General features: G+C 61.9%; 17 protein-coding genes and 1 pseudogene. 9 read left to right on the top strand and 9 right to left on the bottom strand.

The genetic code is table 11. The features are described from left to right. Window positions 1–71 precede the first annotated feature (71 nt). From ACZ5TH_RS00830 to ACZ5TH_RS00820, 3 genes are all read right to left on the bottom strand, one after another. Complete coding sequence (locus ACZ5TH_RS00830; protein WP_464794277.1) at window positions 72–1,526, bottom strand: mannose-1-phosphate guanylyltransferase/mannose-6-phosphate isomerase; 1,455 nt, start codon at window positions 1,524–1,526, stop codon at window positions 72–74. Window positions 1,527–1,619: 93 nt separating this feature from the next. Beyond that, window positions 1,620–1,898 (bottom strand): TFIIB-type zinc ribbon-containing protein, encoded by a 279-nt coding sequence (locus ACZ5TH_RS00825; protein WP_460987486.1) that lies wholly within the window; start codon window positions 1,896–1,898, stop codon window positions 1,620–1,622. A 2-nt stretch (window positions 1,899–1,900) separates the two neighbouring features. Then, window positions 1,901–2,611, bottom strand: coding sequence for a Bax inhibitor-1/YccA family protein (locus tag ACZ5TH_RS00820; RefSeq protein WP_196225352.1), 711 nt, complete (start codon window positions 2,609–2,611; stop codon window positions 1,901–1,903). A gap of 285 nt (window positions 2,612–2,896) precedes the next feature. Between ACZ5TH_RS00820 and cysS the strand changes: the two genes are divergently transcribed. From cysS to ACZ5TH_RS00800, 4 genes are all read left to right on the top strand, one after another. Continuing rightward, window positions 2,897–4,414: a cysteine--tRNA ligase gene (cysS, locus tag ACZ5TH_RS00815; RefSeq protein WP_464795027.1), complete on the top strand. Its 1,518-nt coding sequence runs from the start codon at window positions 2,897–2,899 to the stop codon at window positions 4,412–4,414. 184 nt (window positions 4,415–4,598) lie between these two features. Next, window positions 4,599–4,877, top strand: a complete 279-nt coding sequence (locus ACZ5TH_RS00810) for a Rap1a/Tai family immunity protein (protein ID WP_196226439.1) — start codon at window positions 4,599–4,601, stop codon at window positions 4,875–4,877. Window positions 4,878–5,032: 155 nt separating this feature from the next. Then, entirely contained in the window at window positions 5,033–6,403 is a 1,371-nt protein-coding gene (locus tag ACZ5TH_RS00805) for a class II 3-deoxy-7-phosphoheptulonate synthase (protein ID WP_464794276.1), read from the top strand. 161 nt (window positions 6,404–6,564) lie between these two features. Then, window positions 6,565–7,317, top strand: coding sequence for a ParA family protein (locus ACZ5TH_RS00800; protein ID WP_464794275.1), 753 nt, complete (start codon window positions 6,565–6,567; stop codon window positions 7,315–7,317). 143 nt (window positions 7,318–7,460) lie between these two features. Here ACZ5TH_RS00800 and ACZ5TH_RS00795 read toward each other — a convergent pair whose 3' ends face one another. Continuing rightward, a complete protein-coding gene (locus ACZ5TH_RS00795; RefSeq protein WP_464795026.1) occupies window positions 7,461–9,182 on the bottom strand; it encodes a fatty acyl-AMP ligase in 1,722 nt (573 codons plus the stop codon). Window positions 9,183–9,383: 201 nt separating this feature from the next. Here ACZ5TH_RS00795 and ACZ5TH_RS00790 point away from each other — a divergent pair, with 201 nt between their 5' ends. From ACZ5TH_RS00790 to ACZ5TH_RS00775, 4 genes and pseudogenes are all read left to right on the top strand, one after another. Then, on the top strand, window positions 9,384–9,908 hold the full coding sequence (locus tag ACZ5TH_RS00790; protein WP_464794274.1) for a regulatory protein RecX: 525 nt from the start codon (window positions 9,384–9,386) through the stop codon (window positions 9,906–9,908). A 65-nt stretch (window positions 9,909–9,973) separates the two neighbouring features. Continuing rightward, window positions 9,974–10,501, top strand: a complete 528-nt coding sequence (locus tag ACZ5TH_RS00785; protein ID WP_464794273.1) for a DUF192 domain-containing protein — start codon at window positions 9,974–9,976, stop codon at window positions 10,499–10,501. A 51-nt stretch (window positions 10,502–10,552) separates the two neighbouring features. After that, window positions 10,553–10,951: an NADH:ubiquinone oxidoreductase subunit NDUFA12 gene (locus ACZ5TH_RS00780; RefSeq protein WP_460987480.1), complete on the top strand. Its 399-nt coding sequence runs from the start codon at window positions 10,553–10,555 to the stop codon at window positions 10,949–10,951. Further along, a pseudogene (locus ACZ5TH_RS00775) lies at window positions 10,948–11,355 on the top strand (DUF2155 domain-containing protein); the annotation flags it as partial. The gene ACZ5TH_RS00780 and the pseudogene ACZ5TH_RS00775, both read left to right, overlap by 4 nt. Before the next feature lie 35 nt (window positions 11,356–11,390). Here the strand turns inward: ACZ5TH_RS00775 and aat are convergent. From aat to sdhC, 5 genes are all read right to left on the bottom strand, one after another. Beyond that, complete coding sequence (gene aat, locus ACZ5TH_RS00770) at window positions 11,391–12,146, bottom strand: leucyl/phenylalanyl-tRNA--protein transferase (RefSeq protein ID WP_464794272.1); 756 nt, start codon at window positions 12,144–12,146, stop codon at window positions 11,391–11,393. A gap of 187 nt (window positions 12,147–12,333) precedes the next feature. Continuing rightward, window positions 12,334–12,765 (bottom strand): GFA family protein, encoded by a 432-nt coding sequence (locus tag ACZ5TH_RS00765; protein WP_460987478.1) that lies wholly within the window; start codon window positions 12,763–12,765, stop codon window positions 12,334–12,336. Between the two features lie 91 nt (window positions 12,766–12,856). Beyond that, window positions 12,857–14,671 (bottom strand): succinate dehydrogenase flavoprotein subunit, encoded by a 1,815-nt coding sequence (sdhA, locus tag ACZ5TH_RS00760; RefSeq protein WP_464794271.1) that lies wholly within the window; start codon window positions 14,669–14,671, stop codon window positions 12,857–12,859. Further along, window positions 14,671–15,060 carry a succinate dehydrogenase, hydrophobic membrane anchor protein gene (gene sdhD, locus ACZ5TH_RS00755; RefSeq protein ID WP_460987476.1) on the bottom strand — a complete coding sequence of 130 codons (390 nt, stop codon included), beginning with the start codon at window positions 15,058–15,060 and terminating at the stop codon, window positions 14,671–14,673. Before sdhD ends, sdhA begins: the two co-directional genes overlap by 1 nt. After that, complete coding sequence (gene sdhC, locus ACZ5TH_RS00750) at window positions 15,060–15,455, bottom strand: succinate dehydrogenase, cytochrome b556 subunit (protein ID WP_460987475.1); 396 nt, start codon at window positions 15,453–15,455, stop codon at window positions 15,060–15,062. Before sdhC ends, sdhD begins: the two co-directional genes overlap by 1 nt. Window positions 15,456–15,623: 168 nt before the next feature. On the opposite strand from sdhC, the gene ACZ5TH_RS00745 reads away from it, so the two are divergent. Beyond that, on the top strand, window positions 15,624–16,955 hold the full coding sequence (locus ACZ5TH_RS00745; protein WP_196225339.1) for a methyl-accepting chemotaxis protein: 1,332 nt from the start codon (window positions 15,624–15,626) through the stop codon (window positions 16,953–16,955). Window positions 16,956–16,975: the final 20 nt, after the last annotated feature.

Genomic DNA, 16,975 nt, shown 5'->3' with positions numbered 1-16,975 from the left:
TCTCAAGCGATGGGGCAGGGCATAGCCTCAAGCGATCCCAGTCTCCGCTGGGATGACGGTCTGGGTCCGCATCAATTCCGCGCGTATCGGTCCTCATACCGCACGATGTCATCTTCGCCCACATAGGACCCGGTCTGCACCTCGATAAACACCATCGGGATGCGGCCCGGATTTTCGATCCGGTGAACGGCGCCCACCGGCACATATACGGACTGGTTCTCCGACAGCAGCTGAACGTCTTCGCCCACCGTCACCTTGGCCGTCCCCTCGACGACGATCCAATGTTCCGATCGATGGAAATGGCTTTGCAGGCTGAGCGAGGCGCCAGGCAGAACTGTAATGCGCTTCACTTGGAAGCGCGAGCCGACGACCAGGCTCTCATACCAGCCCCACGGCCTATGATCCTTCGGGAAAGCCTCCGCCTGCGGCGCGCCCTTGCGCTGCAACGCTTCGACCACCAGCTTCACATCTTGCGTGCGCGATTTGTCGGCGATCAGCACCGCGTCATTCATCGCCACCGCCACGATATTGTTGAGACCGAGCCCGACCAGTTCCAACCCCTCGCTCTCCGACCGCAGCAATGTGTCGCGGCAATCCAGCGCCGTCGCAGCACCCGATAGCGCCACGCCATTCTCATCCGGCTGCGAATGGCTCCACACCGCATCCCAGCCGCCAAGGTCGGACCATTCCGCATCGAACGGCACGACCGAGAGATTGTCGGCCCGCTCCATGATCGCATAGTCGATGGCGACGCTTTCCGCCTGCCCCCAAGGCTCTGCAGCCAATCGAAGGAAGCCGAGATCGCTCTCCGCCTGCTCAACGGCAGCTCGCACAGCCGACAGGATCGCAGGCGCATGTTGCTCGAAAGCGGCGATCAGGTCCTTTGCGGCAAAGAGGAAGATGCCCGCATTCCACAGATAATCGCCCGTCGCCAGCATCTCTTCAGCCCGCGCCGCATTGGGCTTTTCGACGAAACTGGCGAGCTTGATCGGCGCACCCGAACCATCCGGCTTGTTCTGTGCCTGAAGATAGCCATAGCCCGTCTCGGGCCGCGTCGGGCTGATCCCGAAGGTGACAAGGTCGCCACCCTGCGCTGCGCCCAGCCCCTTGCCCACGGCTGCATGAAACGCCTCAACATCGGGCGCGACATGGTCGGAAGGCGCGACAAGCATGATCGCGTCGGGCTTGCGCGCCACCAGATACAGCGCAGCGGCCAATATGGCGGGCGCGGTATTGCGACCTTCCGGCTCGATCAGGATAGCCTGCGGGTCAATATTTTCCTTCGCCAGTTGCTCGGCGATGATGAAGCGGAAGAGTGAGTTGGTAAGGACCAGCGGCCGGTCAAAGGAAAATCGCTCGGCCTTGCCAGAAAGACGCCGCGCGACCGACTGGAACAATGTCGTCTCGCCCAGCAGCGGCACGAATTGCTTGGGATAGGATTTGCGCGACAGCGGCCAGAGCCGAGTACCGGACCCTCCCGCAAGAATGACGGGCGTGACCTCATGAGGTGCATTGCTTGTCGACATGAAATCCTGGCCGCGAAGTGGAACTGAGGGAAAGCTCTAAAGGATCAGCGGCCAGAGGCAAGCGCTTCAAAAAAGGACGGCACGATGGCCGTCCTAATCAAACAATTCTTCCAGGAAGCTCTTCTTGCGCTTCTTCTGATAATATCGGCCATCGTCGCGATATTCGCGATCCGGCCGATAGGGAACCTGCTGCGGCGCCGGAGTTGCGGCAGAGCCTGACCGCTCGATGATCTTGTCGAGTTCGCCCCGGTCCAGCCACACGCCGCGGCATTGTGGGCAATAATCAATCTCTACCCCCTGCCGATCCGTCATCGAAAGTCCGACATGACAGACCGGGCAGAGCATGGCCGACACGGCTTCGGGAGTGCGCATCATTATTCCCGTTCGCCGGTCAGGCTGAGCAGCATCTGGAACAGGTTCACGAAGTTCAGGTACAGCGACAGCGCACCCATGACCTGCATCTTCTGCGCCACTTCATGGCCGGCATAGGCGAAATATTCGGACTTGATCCGCTGCACGTCCCACGCCGTCAGACCGGTGAAGACAACTACGCCGATGATCGAGATCACCATCTGCATGGCCGATGAGCCAATGAAGATGTTGATGAGGCTCGCGACCAATATGCCGATCAGGCCCATGATCAGGAATGAGCCCATTTTCGACAAGTCACGCCCGGTGGTATAACCCCACAACGCCATGGCAAGGAACATCACCGCCGCCGAGAAGAAGGCTTGTGCGATGCTCGCCCCGGTGAAGACCAGGAAGATGCTGGCCAGCGACACGCCCATGACGGCGGAAAAGGCCCAGAAGGCCATCCGCGCGCCAGCCGTCGTCATCTTTTCAATGCGGAAGCTGAAGAAGAACACGAACGCCAGCGGCGCGAAGATAGCCACCCATTTGAGCGGCGTGTTGAAAATCGCGGCGGCCAACGCGGGCGTATTGCCTATGAAGGCAGCGACCAGGCCAGTGATGACCAGGCCGATCCCCATGTTACGGAAAACGCCCAGCATGTGACTGCGCAGCCCGGCGTCATGTTGCGCCGCCTGCGTCGTCCCATAATTCGGTGTACGAACGGGATTGTTCACGGCGTTAAAACTCCATCCTTCAACAACAAACATCATGTGGATCGAGTGGCCCGGCGCGGTCTTCGCGAGGCTAGAAGGGGGGACAGCCCTACGAACCTGCACCGAGCGCACTCGATGCGGTCCGACATCACAGCTGGATCAACTCCAGCCGCCAGAGGGGCCCGGCCCGCATCAGCAATATCGGTAAGGAAACGCCTTAGTGCAAGGCATCGGCCCGTTAGCAACAATTTGTTACAATGAACGCGATGGTTGATTCCTGCGGTGAAGCGCCGCATGGCACTCACCATGAGCGACCAGTTCACCCCTGCCGAGCAGCATGCCGACGCGCCCTTGCGCCTGTTCAACAGCCTGACCCGTACGGTCGAACCTTTCGCTCCGATCGACGGGAACCACGCGCGCGTCTACAGCTGCGGTCCTACCGTCTATAATTATGCCCATCTCGGCAATCTGCGCGCCTATGTCTTCACGGACACGCTGCGCCGCACGCTGCTGTGGAAGGGCCTGGACGTCACTCACATCATCAACATCACCGACGTCGGCCACCTGACCAGCGACGCCGACGCGGGTGATGACAAGATGGAGGCCGCCGCCCGTGCCCAGGCGAAGAGCATCTGGGACATAGCGGCCCATTATACCGACGCCTTCAAGCAAAATATCGCGGACCTCAACATCATGGCACCCAGCGAATGGACTGTCGCGACCGACTATGTCCCGCAGATGATCGAGTTCGCGAAGAAGATCGCGCCAGCGCACTGCTACGAGCTGGAAAGCGGCCTCTATTTCGACAGCAGCACCGTTCCCGACTATGGCGCACTGGCGGGCGGGCGGGACGATGCTGCCCACGCCCGCATCGATCCGGTAGCGGGCAAGCGCAACCCGTCGGACTTCGCCATCTGGCGTAAGTCCCCACCGGGCGACCAGCGCCAGATGGAATGGGATTCCCCTTGGGGCAAGGGCGCGCCAGGATGGCATCTCGAATGCTCGGTCATGAGCGAGGCGCGCCTTGGTCATCCGTTCGACATTCACACCGGCGGCATTGACCATCGGGAAATTCACCATCCCAACGAGATCGCGCAGAATCAGGCTTATTGCGGCTGCAGCGATGCGCAACCCGGCTTCACCGGTGCGCGCTGGTGGATGCACAACAATTTTCTCGTCGATCGCCAGGGCAAGATGAGCAAGTCGAAGGGCGGCTTCACCACCCTCTTCTCGCTGATCGACGCGGGCGTGCATCCGCTCGCCTACCGCCTGCTGTGCCTCGGCGCCCATTATCGCAGCGAGCTGGAGTTCAGCGCCGAAAGCGTCGGCGCGGCGCTGACCCGGCTCAAACGTCTGATCATGGGCGTAGAGGGGCTGAAAAGCCGCGCCGAAGGCGTAACCTGGCAGTCACCGCGCCTCGATTACCTTCGCGCCAACCTTCACCCCAAGCTCGCGCCGCTGCTCGAACAGTTCGACGCCGCGATCAGCGACGATCTCATGACCCCGCGCGCTCTACCACTGCTGGAAGAGGCGATTGCCATCAAGAAGGTGCCGGTCGATGAGAAGCTGTGCCTGATCGCCGCGTTCGATCAGGCGTTGGGGCTCAACCTCCTTCAACTGAGCCGCGCGGACCTTCGGATCACGCCCAAGGACGCGCAAACGACGCCCGCCGAGGTGGAGGCGGAACTCGATCGCCGCCAGAATGCTCGCGCGGAAAAGGATTTCGCCCTGTCGGACCAAATCAGGGATGCTCTCATCGAACGTGGCATCGACGTCATGGACGGTGACCCGCAGCGCTGGGAATGGCGGCCAAGGCTAGGGTAAATCCTTTATTTACCCTATGTTACGGTTTCGTAATAATGCGCCAGTCCGTGTCGCGCGCGCGCCTGCCCGGCTGGACAGACCAGTGCAGGAAGCGCACCATCCGCTCATGAAATGGCACATTCTGACAGCTCTGCTCCTGTTCGGGAGCCCGGTGGCCACTCCGCCTGCCGTCGCCCAGCATTTCATGTTCGAAACCGGCACCACGCTGCGCGCAAAGTGCCGCAACAAGGCGCCGGAATATGCGCTGGCCTGCACCGCGTACATCGTCGGCGCGGTGGACGGCATCAAGAAGGACGTGTTCATTGGTCGCGCCCAGCCAAATTGCTGGCCTGACCGGATGCAGGCGGAAGAAGTGCGGCGCATCGTCATCGCCTATCTTGAACGCTATCCCGACCAGCGCAACGCCCCGGCCTCGGTCATAGTCAGTATCGCGCTGAACGAGCATTATCCTTGCAAGAAATGAAGCGGCGGAACTTGGTTCGCGCAGCACGTGGACAATCCGCTGCACCTGAAACCCGCCTTCTCCGCGCCGCATCCTGGATGGGGATGGTATAAACTTGCTTTGATTCCCACATGGGCGTAGGGGCGGCCACTATTTTTAGCATGAGGAGACATGACGTGACGGCGAAGTGGACGCCGGAAAGCTGGCGGGAGCATAAGGGCATTCAGATGCCCTTCTATCGTGACGCACAGGCGCTGGCCGCCGTGGAAGGTCAGCTCAGCCAATTTCCCCCGCTCGTCTTTGCCGGCGAAGCGCGAAACCTAAAGGCTGAACTCGCCAAGGTCACGACCGGCGAGGCATTCCTGCTGCAAGGCGGCGACTGCGCCGAAAGCTTCGCGGAGTTCCACCCGAACAACATCCGCGACACGTTCCGGGTGCTGTTGCAGATGGCCGTGGTGCTGACCTTTGCGTCCAAGCTGCCGGTGGTGAAGGTCGGCCGCATGGCGGGCCAGTTCGCCAAGCCGCGCTCGGCCGATACCGAGACGATCGGCGGCGTGGAATTGCCCAGCTATCGCGGCGACAATGTCAATGACATCGCCTTCACGCCGGAATCGCGCGAACCCGACGCGCAGCGGATGGTGCGCGCCTACAACCAGTCGGCCGCGACGCTCAATCTGCTGCGCGCCTTCTCGACCGGCGGCTATGCCAGTTTGGATCGTGTTCATGGCTGGATGCTGGATTTCATGGGCCGCAGCCCGCTCGCGGCGAAGTTCGACGCTGTGGCCGACCAGATCGGCGCGGCGCTCGACTTCATGCGCGCCTGCGGCCTGTCGCCGGATACTGTGCCGCAGCTTGGCGGAACCAGCTTCTACACCAGCCATGAAGCACTGCTCCTCCCCTATGAAGAGGCACTGACCCGTCAGGATTCGCTGACCGGCGATTGGTACGACACGTCGGCGCACATGCTCTGGATCGGCGACCGCACGCGGTTCGAAGGTTCAGCGCATGTCGAATATCTGCGCGGCATCGGCAATCCGATCGGCATGAAATGCGGCCCGAGCCTTGAGCCCGACGCGCTGATCCGCCTTCTCGACGTGCTGAACCCGACGCGGGAAGCCGGGCGCATCACGCTCATCACGCGCTATGGTCATGACAAGATCGAGGCGGGCCTGCCCAAGCTGGTCCGCGCGGTGATGCGCGAAGGCCATCCGGTCGTCTGGTCCTGCGACCCGATGCACGGCAACGTGATCAAGGCGGCCAATGGTTACAAGACGCGGCCGTTCGACCGCATCCTTGCCGAGGTGCGCGGCTTCTTCGCCGTGCACCGGGCCGAGGGCAGCTTCGGCGGCGGCATCCATGCCGAAATGACCGGGCAGAATGTGACGGAGTGCACCGGCGGCGCCATCGCCATCACGGACGAGGGCCTTGCCGATCGCTACCACACCCATTGCGACCCGCGCCTCAACGCAGCACAGAGCCTGGAACTAGCCTTCCTGCTCGCGGAGATGCTGAACGAGGAACTGAAGGAACGCCGCGCGGCGGCTTGATCCTTCAGAACGATCGAAGAGAATCCCGCCGGATATTTCCGGCGGGATTTTTCATGGGCCTTCCCCGCCGAGGACACGGGAAAACCAATCCTGTCACGACAGCGTCATTAACTTATGATTGTCCGCTTGCTTTGGCGGGTCAAAGCCGTAGCTTTCACCCCATGGCAAAGGAACCGGCATTGGCGACCATCGCCGTCTACAGCCTCAAAGGTGGCGTTGGCAAAACCACCTTCGCGATCAATCTGGCTTGGGCATCTGCATCCATCTCTCGGCGGCGGACGTTGCTGTGGGACCTTGATCCGCAGGCTGCGGCCAGCTGGCTCATCTCCACTGACAAGCAGAGCCGCGACGCGGCGCAGGCGATCTTCAGCAAGGATGTGGAGGTGCGTAAGCTCATCCAGCCTTCGACCGTGCCCGGCCTCGACCTGATCGCCGCCGACACCTCTCTGCGCAGCCTCGACCATCTCTTTCGCGAGATGGACAAGAAGAAGCGGCTCGCCAAGCTGATCGAGAATCTGGGCAAGGATTATGACCGCATCATCCTGGATTGCCCGCCCGGCCTCACCGAAACCAGCGAGCAGGTACTGCGTGCCGCCGACATGATCGTGATCCCGGTCATCCCCTCGCCCCTATCGCAACGAGCGATGGGCGAAGTGGCGCGCTACCTCGTCCAGCGCGGCGGATCGCATCCACCGATCCTGCCCGTCTATTCCATGGTGGATCGGCGCCGCGCCCTGCACCGCAAGGCGTTGGAGGAACAGCCCGGCTGGCCCGCTGTCCCGATGGCCAGCATGGTCGAACAGATGACGGTGAAGAGGAAGCCGCTGGGTGCCTTCGCGGCGTCTTCACCCCCGGCGCAGGCTTTCGCGAGCCTGTGGACCACGATCGAACGGCAGGTTCTGAAGGCGAGCTAAAAACGCTACTGAACCGCCGTTCGCCCTGAGCTTGTCGAAGGGCTTTACTTCGCTGAAGCAAGTGAAGGGCTTCGACAAGCTCAGCCCGAACGGAGGTTAGTTATCCTATTATGCCTCAGTGCGTTCCGGAGCGGACGCACCAATCAAGCAGCAATGTCATAAGGCCTGATCTCACCCGTCAGATACAGGTTCCGCGCCTTCGACCGGCTCAATTTACCCGAACTCGTGCGTGGCAAGGTACGCGGCGGAACCAGCTCCACGACGCAATTCATACCGGTGATCGCCCGCACCCGCTCGCGAATCTGGTCGCGCAGCCGCGTACGCTCGTCATTGTCGGACGTCCGGCAATGCACCAGCACGGCAGGCGCTTCCTCGCCGCCCGGCGTGGTGATCGCGAAGGCCGCGATGTCGCCCTGCTTGAAGCCCGGCAGTTGCTCAACGGCCCACTCAATATCCTGCGGCCAGTGATTCTTGCCATTGATGATGATCATGTCCTTGGCGCGGCCGACAATGTAGAGATAGCCATCGCTGAGATATCCCATGTCGCCCGTGTCCAGCCAACCATCCGCCATGCAGGCGTCGGTAGCCTCCTGATCGCGGAAATAGCCGACCATCAGCGACGGGCCAGTGGTCCAGACCTTGCCGATCTGCCGCTCGTTCAGCAGTCCGCCGTCCTCGTCACGAATTTCCACAATCATGTCGCGCGCGGGCTTGCCGCAATTGACGATCGAACGAAAGCGTTGCGGGCGTCCCTCGGTCGCGTCGCCGCCAGAGAGGTCCGTTTCCTCGACCAGCTCGACGATGATGCCCTCGCCCGGTGGCATGATCGTGACCGCCAAGGTCGCTTCGGCCAAACCATAGCTTGGCAGGAACGCCTTGGGCGAGAACCCAGCATCTGCAAAGGCATCGACAAAGCTCTGCATCACGTCAGGCCGGATCATGTCCGCGCCGTTCCCCGCAAGCCGCCAGCGCGACAGGTCGAACCGATCCTGAGCCTTCGTCTGGCTCGACATGCGCCGTGCGCAAATGTCGTAGCCGAATGTCGGCGAATAGCTGATCGAGGTGCCTTCATTGCGGCTGATGAGGTCCAGCCACGCGAGCGGACGACGGGCAAAATCCTCGGTCTTCATATAATCGGTCGACACCTGGTTAGCGACGACCGACAGGAAGCAGCCGACCAGACCCATGTCATGATACCAGGGCAGCCAGCTGATGCAGCGGTCGCTATCCTGCACCTGCATGCCATGGCTGTGCGCGGCGAGGTTGCTGAGCAGCGCATGGTGCGTCACCGCGACGCCATGCGGGAAGCGGGTCGAACCGCTGGAATATTGCAGATAGGCGATTTCCTCGCCCTTCGCCTGCGGCAGATCGCAGGTCACGGCCTCGCGCGCGATGAAGTCCTCGAACGCAATACTCTCGACATTTTTCTGGCGGCCAGACTCTCCCGCCATCTCTTCCAGTTCCTTGGGGAAGAGGAACAGCATCGGGTCGCAGCTGTCCAACTGGACATTCAGCTGGTCGATATAGCTTTCCTTGCCGCCAAAGCTGGTGGGCAGCGGCAGCGGCACCGGCCAGGCACCCGCATAGATGATGCCGAAGAACAGTTGCGCGAAGTCGGTGCCCGTTTCGGCCACCAGAGCCACGCGATCCTCTGGCTGCACACCATGGGCGATCAGGCGGTGGGCGCATGCGATGGCATCAGCGCGCAGTTCGGCAAAGGGGTAGGGTTGCGCCAGATTGCCACGCGCATCATGGAAATTCAGCCCGCGCTGCCCCTGCGCCGCGTAGTCGAGCGCCTCGCCCAGCGTCTCGAAATCCGAGAAGCGCCGGGGAAGGACGTCATTGGTCGGCGTAGGAGCCATCATGCTTTGCGAACCCGTCATATTGGTTTCACCCAATTTCAATCTTGTCATCCGGGCGCGCCGCTATCATCTTTGAAGCGGCAATGCACCGGATAGTTGCATTCCAGCTTGGCCTTCTACAGCATGAGGCGCGGTAAAATTCCGGCCCCACTGTGGCATAATCAAGGCGCCCGTCGCATAAACCATTGCCATGAAGGCGCTCATATGACCGGCAAACGCCCCCGACCGCCGCTGGATGGCGACAGCCTGCGCGATCTGGCCCTGCGTTACGTCGGCCGTTTCGCGACGAGCCGGGCGAAGCTGCTCGCCTATCTCAACCGCAAACTGCAGGAACGCGGATGGGCTGGCGAAGGTCCGCCCGCGCCGGAACGGCTGGTCGAGCGACTGGCCGAACTGCGCTATGTCGATGATCGCAGCTTTGCCGTCATGAAAAGCGCGGCGCTTACCCGTCGCGGCTATGGCGCACGCCGCGTTGCACAGACCCTGCGCGCCGATGGCATAGCGGACACTGATCGGGAAGAAGCGGATGCTCAGGTCGATAACGATAGCTGGGCTGCGGCCGATCGTTTCGCCCGCCGCAAACGCCTCGGCCCCTATGCCACGACGGCGACAGATCCAAAACAGCGTGAAAAGGCCATCGCCGCTTTCCTGCGCGCAGGCCACAGTTTCGACACCGCCCGTCGCTGGACGGACGCTGCCCCCGGTGAGCCGCCAGAACCCGACCAGTGACGGCGCGCCATGGAGCCTCGCAAAATCTGTGGCGCCACTACTCCCGGATAGGCTAGCACAACAGGATGCGGATCGCCTTTCCCTTCCTGGTCGCGGTTTTAGCCGCCTGTTCTCCCACTCAGCCCAAGGCGGAAAAGACCGCCAGCCCTACAAACCAGCAGACCAATCTGCTCCCCCTTGAAATCCGTACGGACTCGGGAAGGCATCGTTTTGCGGTGGAAACCGCCATCTCCGAAAAGGAGCAGGAAAAGGGCCTGATGTTCCGCAAGTCCCTGGATTCAAATAGCGGCATGCTCTTTCCCATGTCGCCTCCCCGCACCGCCAGCTTCTGGATGAAGGACACGCTGATCCCGCTCGACATGATCTTCATCCGCACCGACGGGGTGATTACCTTCATCGCCGCCAATGCCGCACCCTATTCACGCGTGCCGGTTTCTGCTGGGGTTCCCGTGGCGGCCGTCCTTGAGCTGCGAGGCGGGCGGGCGGCTGAACTCGGCATCGCCGAGGGCGACGGTGTATCTTGGGGCAGCTGCGTCGATCCTGCGGTCAAAAGTCCCCCCAACCTCGATTTCTGCCCGCCGCGCACCCGCTGACGCCATATCCGCCTTGCCAATCCCCCACGGCAGGCGCTAAGCGCTTGCCCCATGGGAATCCTGGCCAAGATCTTCACCTGGTGGAATGGCGCGACCATCGGCACCGCACTTTATACCTCCCGCAAGGGCAAGAAAGTGGGCGAGGACCATCAGGGCAATGTCTATTATGAAGGCGGCACGGACGTGCACGGCCACACCCGCCGCTGGGTAATCTACAACGGCAATAACGACGCTAGCCGCGTGCCTGCGGAATGGCATGGGTGGCTGCATCACACGATCGAAGGAACGCCGGAAAGCTTCCTCCCCCCGCCCCGTATCTGGGAACGGGATTTCACGCCCAACGCGACTGGCACTCCCAATGCTTACCGGCCCACGGGTGCGCTGGAAAAAGGTGCGCAGCGCCAGCGCGCGACCGGCGATTATGAAGCGTGGAGCCCCGACGCATCATGACCCTGCGCCCGGCGGGGACGGTCCTGCCGATCCTGCCCCTCGCCCTGCTGTTGTCGCTTGCGGCCTGCGGCGGCGATGAACTCCCCACTGCGAACCAGACCGGCCCCGTGAAGATCGAGGGGCAGAAGATTCGCAATGGCGATTCTTCTGCCCTGCCTGGCACGCCCATGGCGGATCGCGTCGCGGTGATCGGCCTGCTCAACAAGCGCAACGGCATCACCACCGACCTCACGATGAAGCCCGGCGACGCCTTACGCGTAGGCGACGCAATCGTCCGCCTGCAGGCGTGTGAGACGACCGCCCCCTGGGAAAATGTTCACGAAACCGGGGCTTTCGTTCAACTCGATGTGCGCAGCACCGCCGACAATAAGTGGCGCCGCAACTTTTCGGGCTGGCTGTTCAAGGAACGGCCCGACCGCAACGTGGTGCAGCATCCTATCTACGATGTATGGGTAAGAAGCTGCACGATGTCCTGGCCGGAAAGCGGCCCCGACACGGTCAAGCTTGGCGGCAAAGGCGAACCCCCATCGGACGCGTCTCCGCCGAGCGGCGCAAATGCCAGTTCGGCCCAGCCCCCCGAACCCCCGGCCAATGCCGAAGAACGGCCCGCGCCTAGCGGCACATCGCCCAGCGCACCTGCCAACAACCCCAGATAATCCTTCTGGCTGATTTCTATCGCGCCCAATGACCGAAGATGGTCGGTCATGAATTGGCAATCGAGCAAGGTGAAGCCTGAAAAGAGCATGCGGGCGGTGAGCCAGGCCAGAGCGACCTTTGAAGCATCGGTTTTTCGAGACACCATGCTTTCGCCAAAAAAGGCTTGGCCCAAAGCGACGCCATAGAGGCCCCCCGCCAGCTCCTCGCCATCCCAAACCTCGATCGAATGCGCAAAGCCGATCTCGTGCAGATGCCGGTATGTCTGCTCGATCTCCTTGTTGATCCAGGTCGACGGCCGATCCTCCGCCGCCTGCGCGCATAGCGAGACAATACCGCCAAAATCGCGGTTGGCAGTCACGCGGAAACGCTCCTGCCGGATCGTCTTGGCCAGCGAATGGGACATGCGAAAGCCATGGAGCGGCATGATCGCTCGCCGCTTGGGCTCAATCCAATAAACCTCCTCCGCATCCCGGTCATCCGACATGGGAAACACGCCGATGGAATAGGCCTGCAGCAGGACCAGAGGATCTATCGTCATTGGATGAAGGCTTAGCGAGACGATGGCACGGGCGCCAGAGGGGCTTTGCCGCAATTCTAAAACGTGACATCGAGGGGTGGATTGCAGTCATAGCCCCTCCCTTGAAAGGGAGGGGAGATAAAAAGAGTCGGATTTTGGTCGTCAGCCGACAAGTCGGCCTGTCCCAACCCGTTCGGCGACCTACCTCTCACCCCTCACTTTCAGCGCGAATAAACCGCAGCACTCCTGCCATCCGCGCAAGCCCGCCATTGTCACTCGGATGGTTCTTGCCATCCAGCACGGGCACCTCATCGAAATCAAAGGGGCTCATTCCCTCAAGGCATGCCACATTCACCCCATATTCGTTTGCATTGGAGCGGCGCTGGTGGTGCGTGTAGATGCCGCACCGCGAGCAGAAGAAATGCTCCGCCGCTCCCGTATTGAAGCGATAGCTCGTCAGCATATCGGCGCCCCGAACGACATGAAGCCCGTCCAACTTCGCCGTGACAGCTACGGCGCCCCGCATCCGGCAAAATGAGCAGGTGCATCGGCGGGCGCTGTCGAGGCCATTGCTCAGCTCAACCTCGAACCGGACGGCGCCGCAATGACACTGGCCGCCATGTCTGCTTGCATCCGCCATCGCCTGACCTCCCTCGACTTGAACTGAACCATAAACAAAAAGGGCGAGCTTTGCAGCCCGCCCTCTTACCTATCCCACTGGACGGCGCGCCTTAGTAAACGCGCGCCTTGGGCTTGATATATTCGGCCTCATCGGTGAGCGTGTAGTCATGCACCGGGCGGTAATCGAGCGACACCTTGCCGCCCTTGCCGCCCCAGCCTTCGAACCAGCTAACGGTGTGCTTCATCCATTCGGCGTCGTCGCGGTTCGGGAAATCCTCATGCGCATGAGCGCCACGGCTTTCCTTGCGATTTTCCGCGCTGACCATGGTGCAGACGGCCTGGCTCATCAGGTTGTCCAGCTCCAGCGTCTCGATGAGGTCGGTGTTCCAGATCAGCGAACGGTCGGAAACGCCAACGTCTTGCATGCTCGCATTGACCTGCGCCATCTTGGTGACGCCTTCGGACAGCAGCGCGCTGTCGCGGAACACGGCGGCATGCTTCTGCATGGTGTGCTGCATTTCGAGGCGAATCTTCGCCGTCGGCGAACCACCCTTGGCGTTGCGGTAGTGATCCAGACGCGACAGCGCCAGATCGGCCGCATCGGCGGGAAGCGGACGATGCGAGCCATTGGGCTTGATCGTTTCCTTGAGGTGCAGGCCGGTAGCGCGGCCGAACACGACAAGGTCGATCAACGAGTTGGAGCCCAGGCGGTTCGCGCCATGCACCGACACGCAGGCAGCTTCGCCGACCGCATAGAGGCCCGGCACCACGACTTCCGGATCGTCGCCGACCTTGGTCACCACCTGGCCATGATAGTTACAGGGGATGCCGCCCATATTGTAATGGACGGTCGGCGTGACGGGCAACGGCTGACGGGTCAGATCGACGCCCGCGAAAATCTTGCCGCTTTCGGTGATGCCTGGCAGACGCTCCGCCAGCACCTTGGGATCGATATGGTCGAGGTGCAGGAAGATGTGATCCTTGTTCGGACCCACGCCCCGCCCTTCGCGCATTTCCATCGCCATCGAGCGCGATACGACGTCGCGCGATGCCAAGTCCTTCGCGGAAGGCGCATAGCGCTCCATGAAGCGCTCGCCCTCGGAGTTGGTCAGATAACCGCCCTCGCCACGCGCGCCTTCGGTGATCAGCACGCCCGCGCCATAGATGCCGGTCGGGTGGAACTGCACGAATTCCAGGTCTTGCAAAGGCAGACCAGCGCGCAGCACCATGCCGCCGCCGTCGCCGGTGCAGCTGTGTGCCGAAGTGGCGGAGAAATAGGCGCGGCCATAGCCGCCCGTCGCCAGCACGACCGCCTTGCTGCGGAAACGATGGATCGAACCATCCTCCATGCAGATGGCGATGACGCCCCGGCATTCCTTGCCATTCGGGCCGTCTTCCATGATCAGGTCAATAGCGAAATATTCGATGTAGAAGTCCGCGTCATACTTCAGGCTCTGCTGATAGAGCGCATGAAGCATGGCATGGCCGGTACGGTCGGCGGCGGCGCAGGTGCGCTGCACCGGCGGGCCGGCGCCCATATTCTGCATGTGACCGCCGAAGGGACGCTGATAGATCGTGCCATTCTCGTTGCGGCTGAACGGCACGCCGGCATGTTCCAGCTCGATCACGGCCGCAGGCGCTTCGCGCACCATATATTCGATCGCGTCCTGGTCGCCCAGCCAGTCCGACCCCTTGACGGTGTCGTACATGTGCCAGGTCCAGTGGTCGGGCGAGTTGTTGCCGAGCGAAGCGGCGATTCCACCCTGCGCCGCGACGGTGTGCGAGCGAGTCGGGAACAGCTTCGTGATGCAGGCGGTCTTCAGGCCCGCTTCGGCGCTGCCCATGGTCGCGCGAAGGCCCGAACCGCCAGCGCCCACCACGACCGTGTCGTAAGTGTGATCGATGATCTTGTAGGCTTCGCTCATTACTTGACGATCCCCGTGAAGGCGATCTTGGCGATCGCGAAGATGCCAGCGGCGGCGCCAGCGATGGTGTAGAAGTTCAGCAGCAGGATGCAGAAGAAGTTCAGCCCCTTGTCGTGAACATAATCCTCCAGCATCACCTGCATGCCCAGGCGCAGATGATAGAAGATGCTGACCAGCATCAGCACCAGCGGCACTGCTACCAGCGGATTGGCGATCCAGTTGCGGACGCTCTCATAATCCAGCCCCGGCAGGCTCACGAGGCTGAAGATCAGCCACAGAACGAGCAGCAGGTTGCCGACAGCCGTGTAACGCTGCGCCAGCCAGTGGTGCGCGCCATGCCTGGCCGAACCAAGGCCACGAACGCGGCCGATTCCGGTTCCCGTACCCATCAGATTTTCCCCGAAAAGATAGTGGCCCACAACGCAACGGTGGCCAGCGTAGACAGCACCGGGATCACCAGCGACCAGGTCTTGTTGGTGTTGAGCTCATAGCCCGCACCCATATCCAGTACGAAGTGGCGCAGGCCCGACATCAGATGCTGGAAGAAGAACCAGCTGATGCCGATCATCACCAGATAACCAAGCGGCGAAGTGGCGCATTTGATGAAGGTGGCATAGGCTTCGGGACCGATCGCAGCGGCCATCAACCACCAAACCACGCCCAGAATCCCGACCGTGGCCAGACCGTTGCCGGTCACGCGGTGCAGGATGGAGATGGCCATAGCAGGCCCCCATTTCCAGATCGTCAAATGCGGCGAGAGCGGCCGGCTCGTGGTTCGCGCCATATCTACCTACGTCCCTGATGCTTGTCCCTGATTCCCGTCCCCTTAAGAGCGAACGGTCAAGAGGGCAAGCCGCGCTGGCAGAGGGACCGGGCGATCACGGCTAAGAACTGATTAACCAGATCGCGCTATGACCCGACGGACAAACAAGAGAATTGAGGTTTGCCGCATATGACGTCCGTCGCACCAGCGAAGAGCGCAATGATCGCCAGCATGGCGGAAATAGATCCCACCGGCGAATTGGCGGCGGGGCTTCGCGAGATTCGGGACATGATAGGCGACGGCGCGTCGATCGCGGCCCGTACCTTCTTCGACAGCTACATGGATCAATCTCATCTGCGCAGCGTCTTGGCCGCCTCCACGATCGCCAAGATCGAAACCGAAGCACATGAATATGTGCGGCAGAAGCTCAGCTTCTATGAGGCAGGCAGTTGGGCGGGCAGCTCCATCGCCTGTGTCCGGTTGGCCCGCAAACGCGGCTTGCCCCTGGGCCTCGTCCTGACGGCGGTATCGGAAGCCAACAAGCAGTTGACCAACCTCGTCTGGCAAAAGGCGGCGGATGATGCCACCCGCCAGCGCCTTGTAAACATCATCACCATGGTCAGCATGGTCGACGCCAGCATGATGACCAACGCCTTCGCGGGCGACGAGGCAGAAGCGCAGCGCAACGAACGGCAACGCATCGGCACCCTGTTCGAGCAGCGGATCATGGGTGAGATCGACGGCGCTTCCCAGCTCGGCGAATCGCTGCGTGAACAGGCGAAGGATGCCTCTGCCGCCACACGCGGCATGTTGGGCAAGGCTTCGGAAGTCGCCGCCGCCGCCGAACAATCGGCAATCGCGATGCGCGAAGCAGCCCGCACCTCTGCGGGGCTGATCCGGGCAATCGAGGATGCTCGCACGGAAGTCGAAAGCGCCGCAGACGTTGCGCAGCGTGCCGCCCGGCAGTCGGGCGATGCGGTGACGATGTCGGCAACTCTGACTGAGCATGCGAAATCGATCGAGTCGATCCTGGGCCTGATCCGCGACATCGCGGGCCAGACGAACCTGCTCGCTCTCAACGCCACCATCGAAGCGGCGCGCGCGGGCGACGCGGGGCGCGGCTTTGCCGTCGTGGCGCAGGAAGTGAAGAGCCTTGCCAACCAGACGGCGCGTGCGACCGATGAAATCGCGGGCAAGATCGCGGATATTCAGGCTTCGACGCGGCAGTCGGTGGAAACCAATGAACGAATCCGCGATACGGTTGGGGAAGTGCAATCGAGCGCCGATCGCATCCGTCATGCCATGGACGCTCAAGCCCAGACGGTTACCATGATCACCGCCGCTGTCGATGAGACGGCGCTGGCGGCCGACTCCATGTCCAGCACCATTTCCGCCATCCGTCAGGATACGGAAGTCGTTGCTTCCGAAATCGACCAGCTGGAGCGCGGCTTCATGAGCGTGGAGGGCAAGCTTGCCAGCCTGCGTGCCGCATCATCCGATTTTGGACGACAGGTGGCCTGAATTTCACGGAAAAGGCAGCC

Source organism: Sphingobium sp. TomTYG73 (genome assembly GCF_055394245.1).
Note: the sequence above shows the minus strand (reverse complement) of the source record. Positions and strands in the feature narration are given on the sequence as shown.

Excerpts from the sequence above, each read along its gene's own strand:
- ACZ5TH_RS00830 (WP_464794277.1), bottom strand. The coding sequence starts at position 1,526 with ATGTCGACAAGCAATGCACCTCATGAGGTCACGCCCGTCATTCTTGCG.
- ACZ5TH_RS00825 (WP_460987486.1), bottom strand. The coding sequence starts at position 1,898 with ATGCGCACTCCCGAAGCCGTGTCGGCCATGCTCTGCCCGGTCTGTCAT.
- cysS (WP_464795027.1), top strand. The coding sequence starts at position 2,897 with ATGAGCGACCAGTTCACCCCTGCCGAGCAGCATGCCGACGCGCCCTTG.
- ACZ5TH_RS00810 (WP_196226439.1), top strand. The coding sequence starts at position 4,599 with ATGTTCGAAACCGGCACCACGCTGCGCGCAAAGTGCCGCAACAAGGCG.
- ACZ5TH_RS00800 (WP_464794275.1), top strand. The coding sequence starts at position 6,565 with ATGGCAAAGGAACCGGCATTGGCGACCATCGCCGTCTACAGCCTCAAA.
- ACZ5TH_RS00795 (WP_464795026.1), bottom strand. The coding sequence starts at position 9,182 with ATGATGGCTCCTACGCCGACCAATGACGTCCTTCCCCGGCGCTTCTCG.
- ACZ5TH_RS00790 (WP_464794274.1), top strand. The coding sequence starts at position 9,384 with ATGACCGGCAAACGCCCCCGACCGCCGCTGGATGGCGACAGCCTGCGC.
- ACZ5TH_RS00785 (WP_464794273.1), top strand. The coding sequence starts at position 9,974 with ATGCGGATCGCCTTTCCCTTCCTGGTCGCGGTTTTAGCCGCCTGTTCT.
- ACZ5TH_RS00780 (WP_460987480.1), top strand. The coding sequence starts at position 10,553 with ATGGGAATCCTGGCCAAGATCTTCACCTGGTGGAATGGCGCGACCATC.
- aat (WP_464794272.1), bottom strand. The coding sequence starts at position 12,146 with ATGACGATAGATCCTCTGGTCCTGCTGCAGGCCTATTCCATCGGCGTG.
- ACZ5TH_RS00765 (WP_460987478.1), bottom strand. The coding sequence starts at position 12,765 with ATGGCGGATGCAAGCAGACATGGCGGCCAGTGTCATTGCGGCGCCGTC.
- sdhA (WP_464794271.1), bottom strand. The coding sequence starts at position 14,671 with ATGAGCGAAGCCTACAAGATCATCGATCACACTTACGACACGGTCGTG.
- sdhD (WP_460987476.1), bottom strand. The coding sequence starts at position 15,060 with ATGGGTACGGGAACCGGAATCGGCCGCGTTCGTGGCCTTGGTTCGGCC.
- sdhC (WP_460987475.1), bottom strand. The coding sequence starts at position 15,455 with ATGGCGCGAACCACGAGCCGGCCGCTCTCGCCGCATTTGACGATCTGG.
- ACZ5TH_RS00745 (WP_196225339.1), top strand. The coding sequence starts at position 15,624 with ATGACGTCCGTCGCACCAGCGAAGAGCGCAATGATCGCCAGCATGGCG.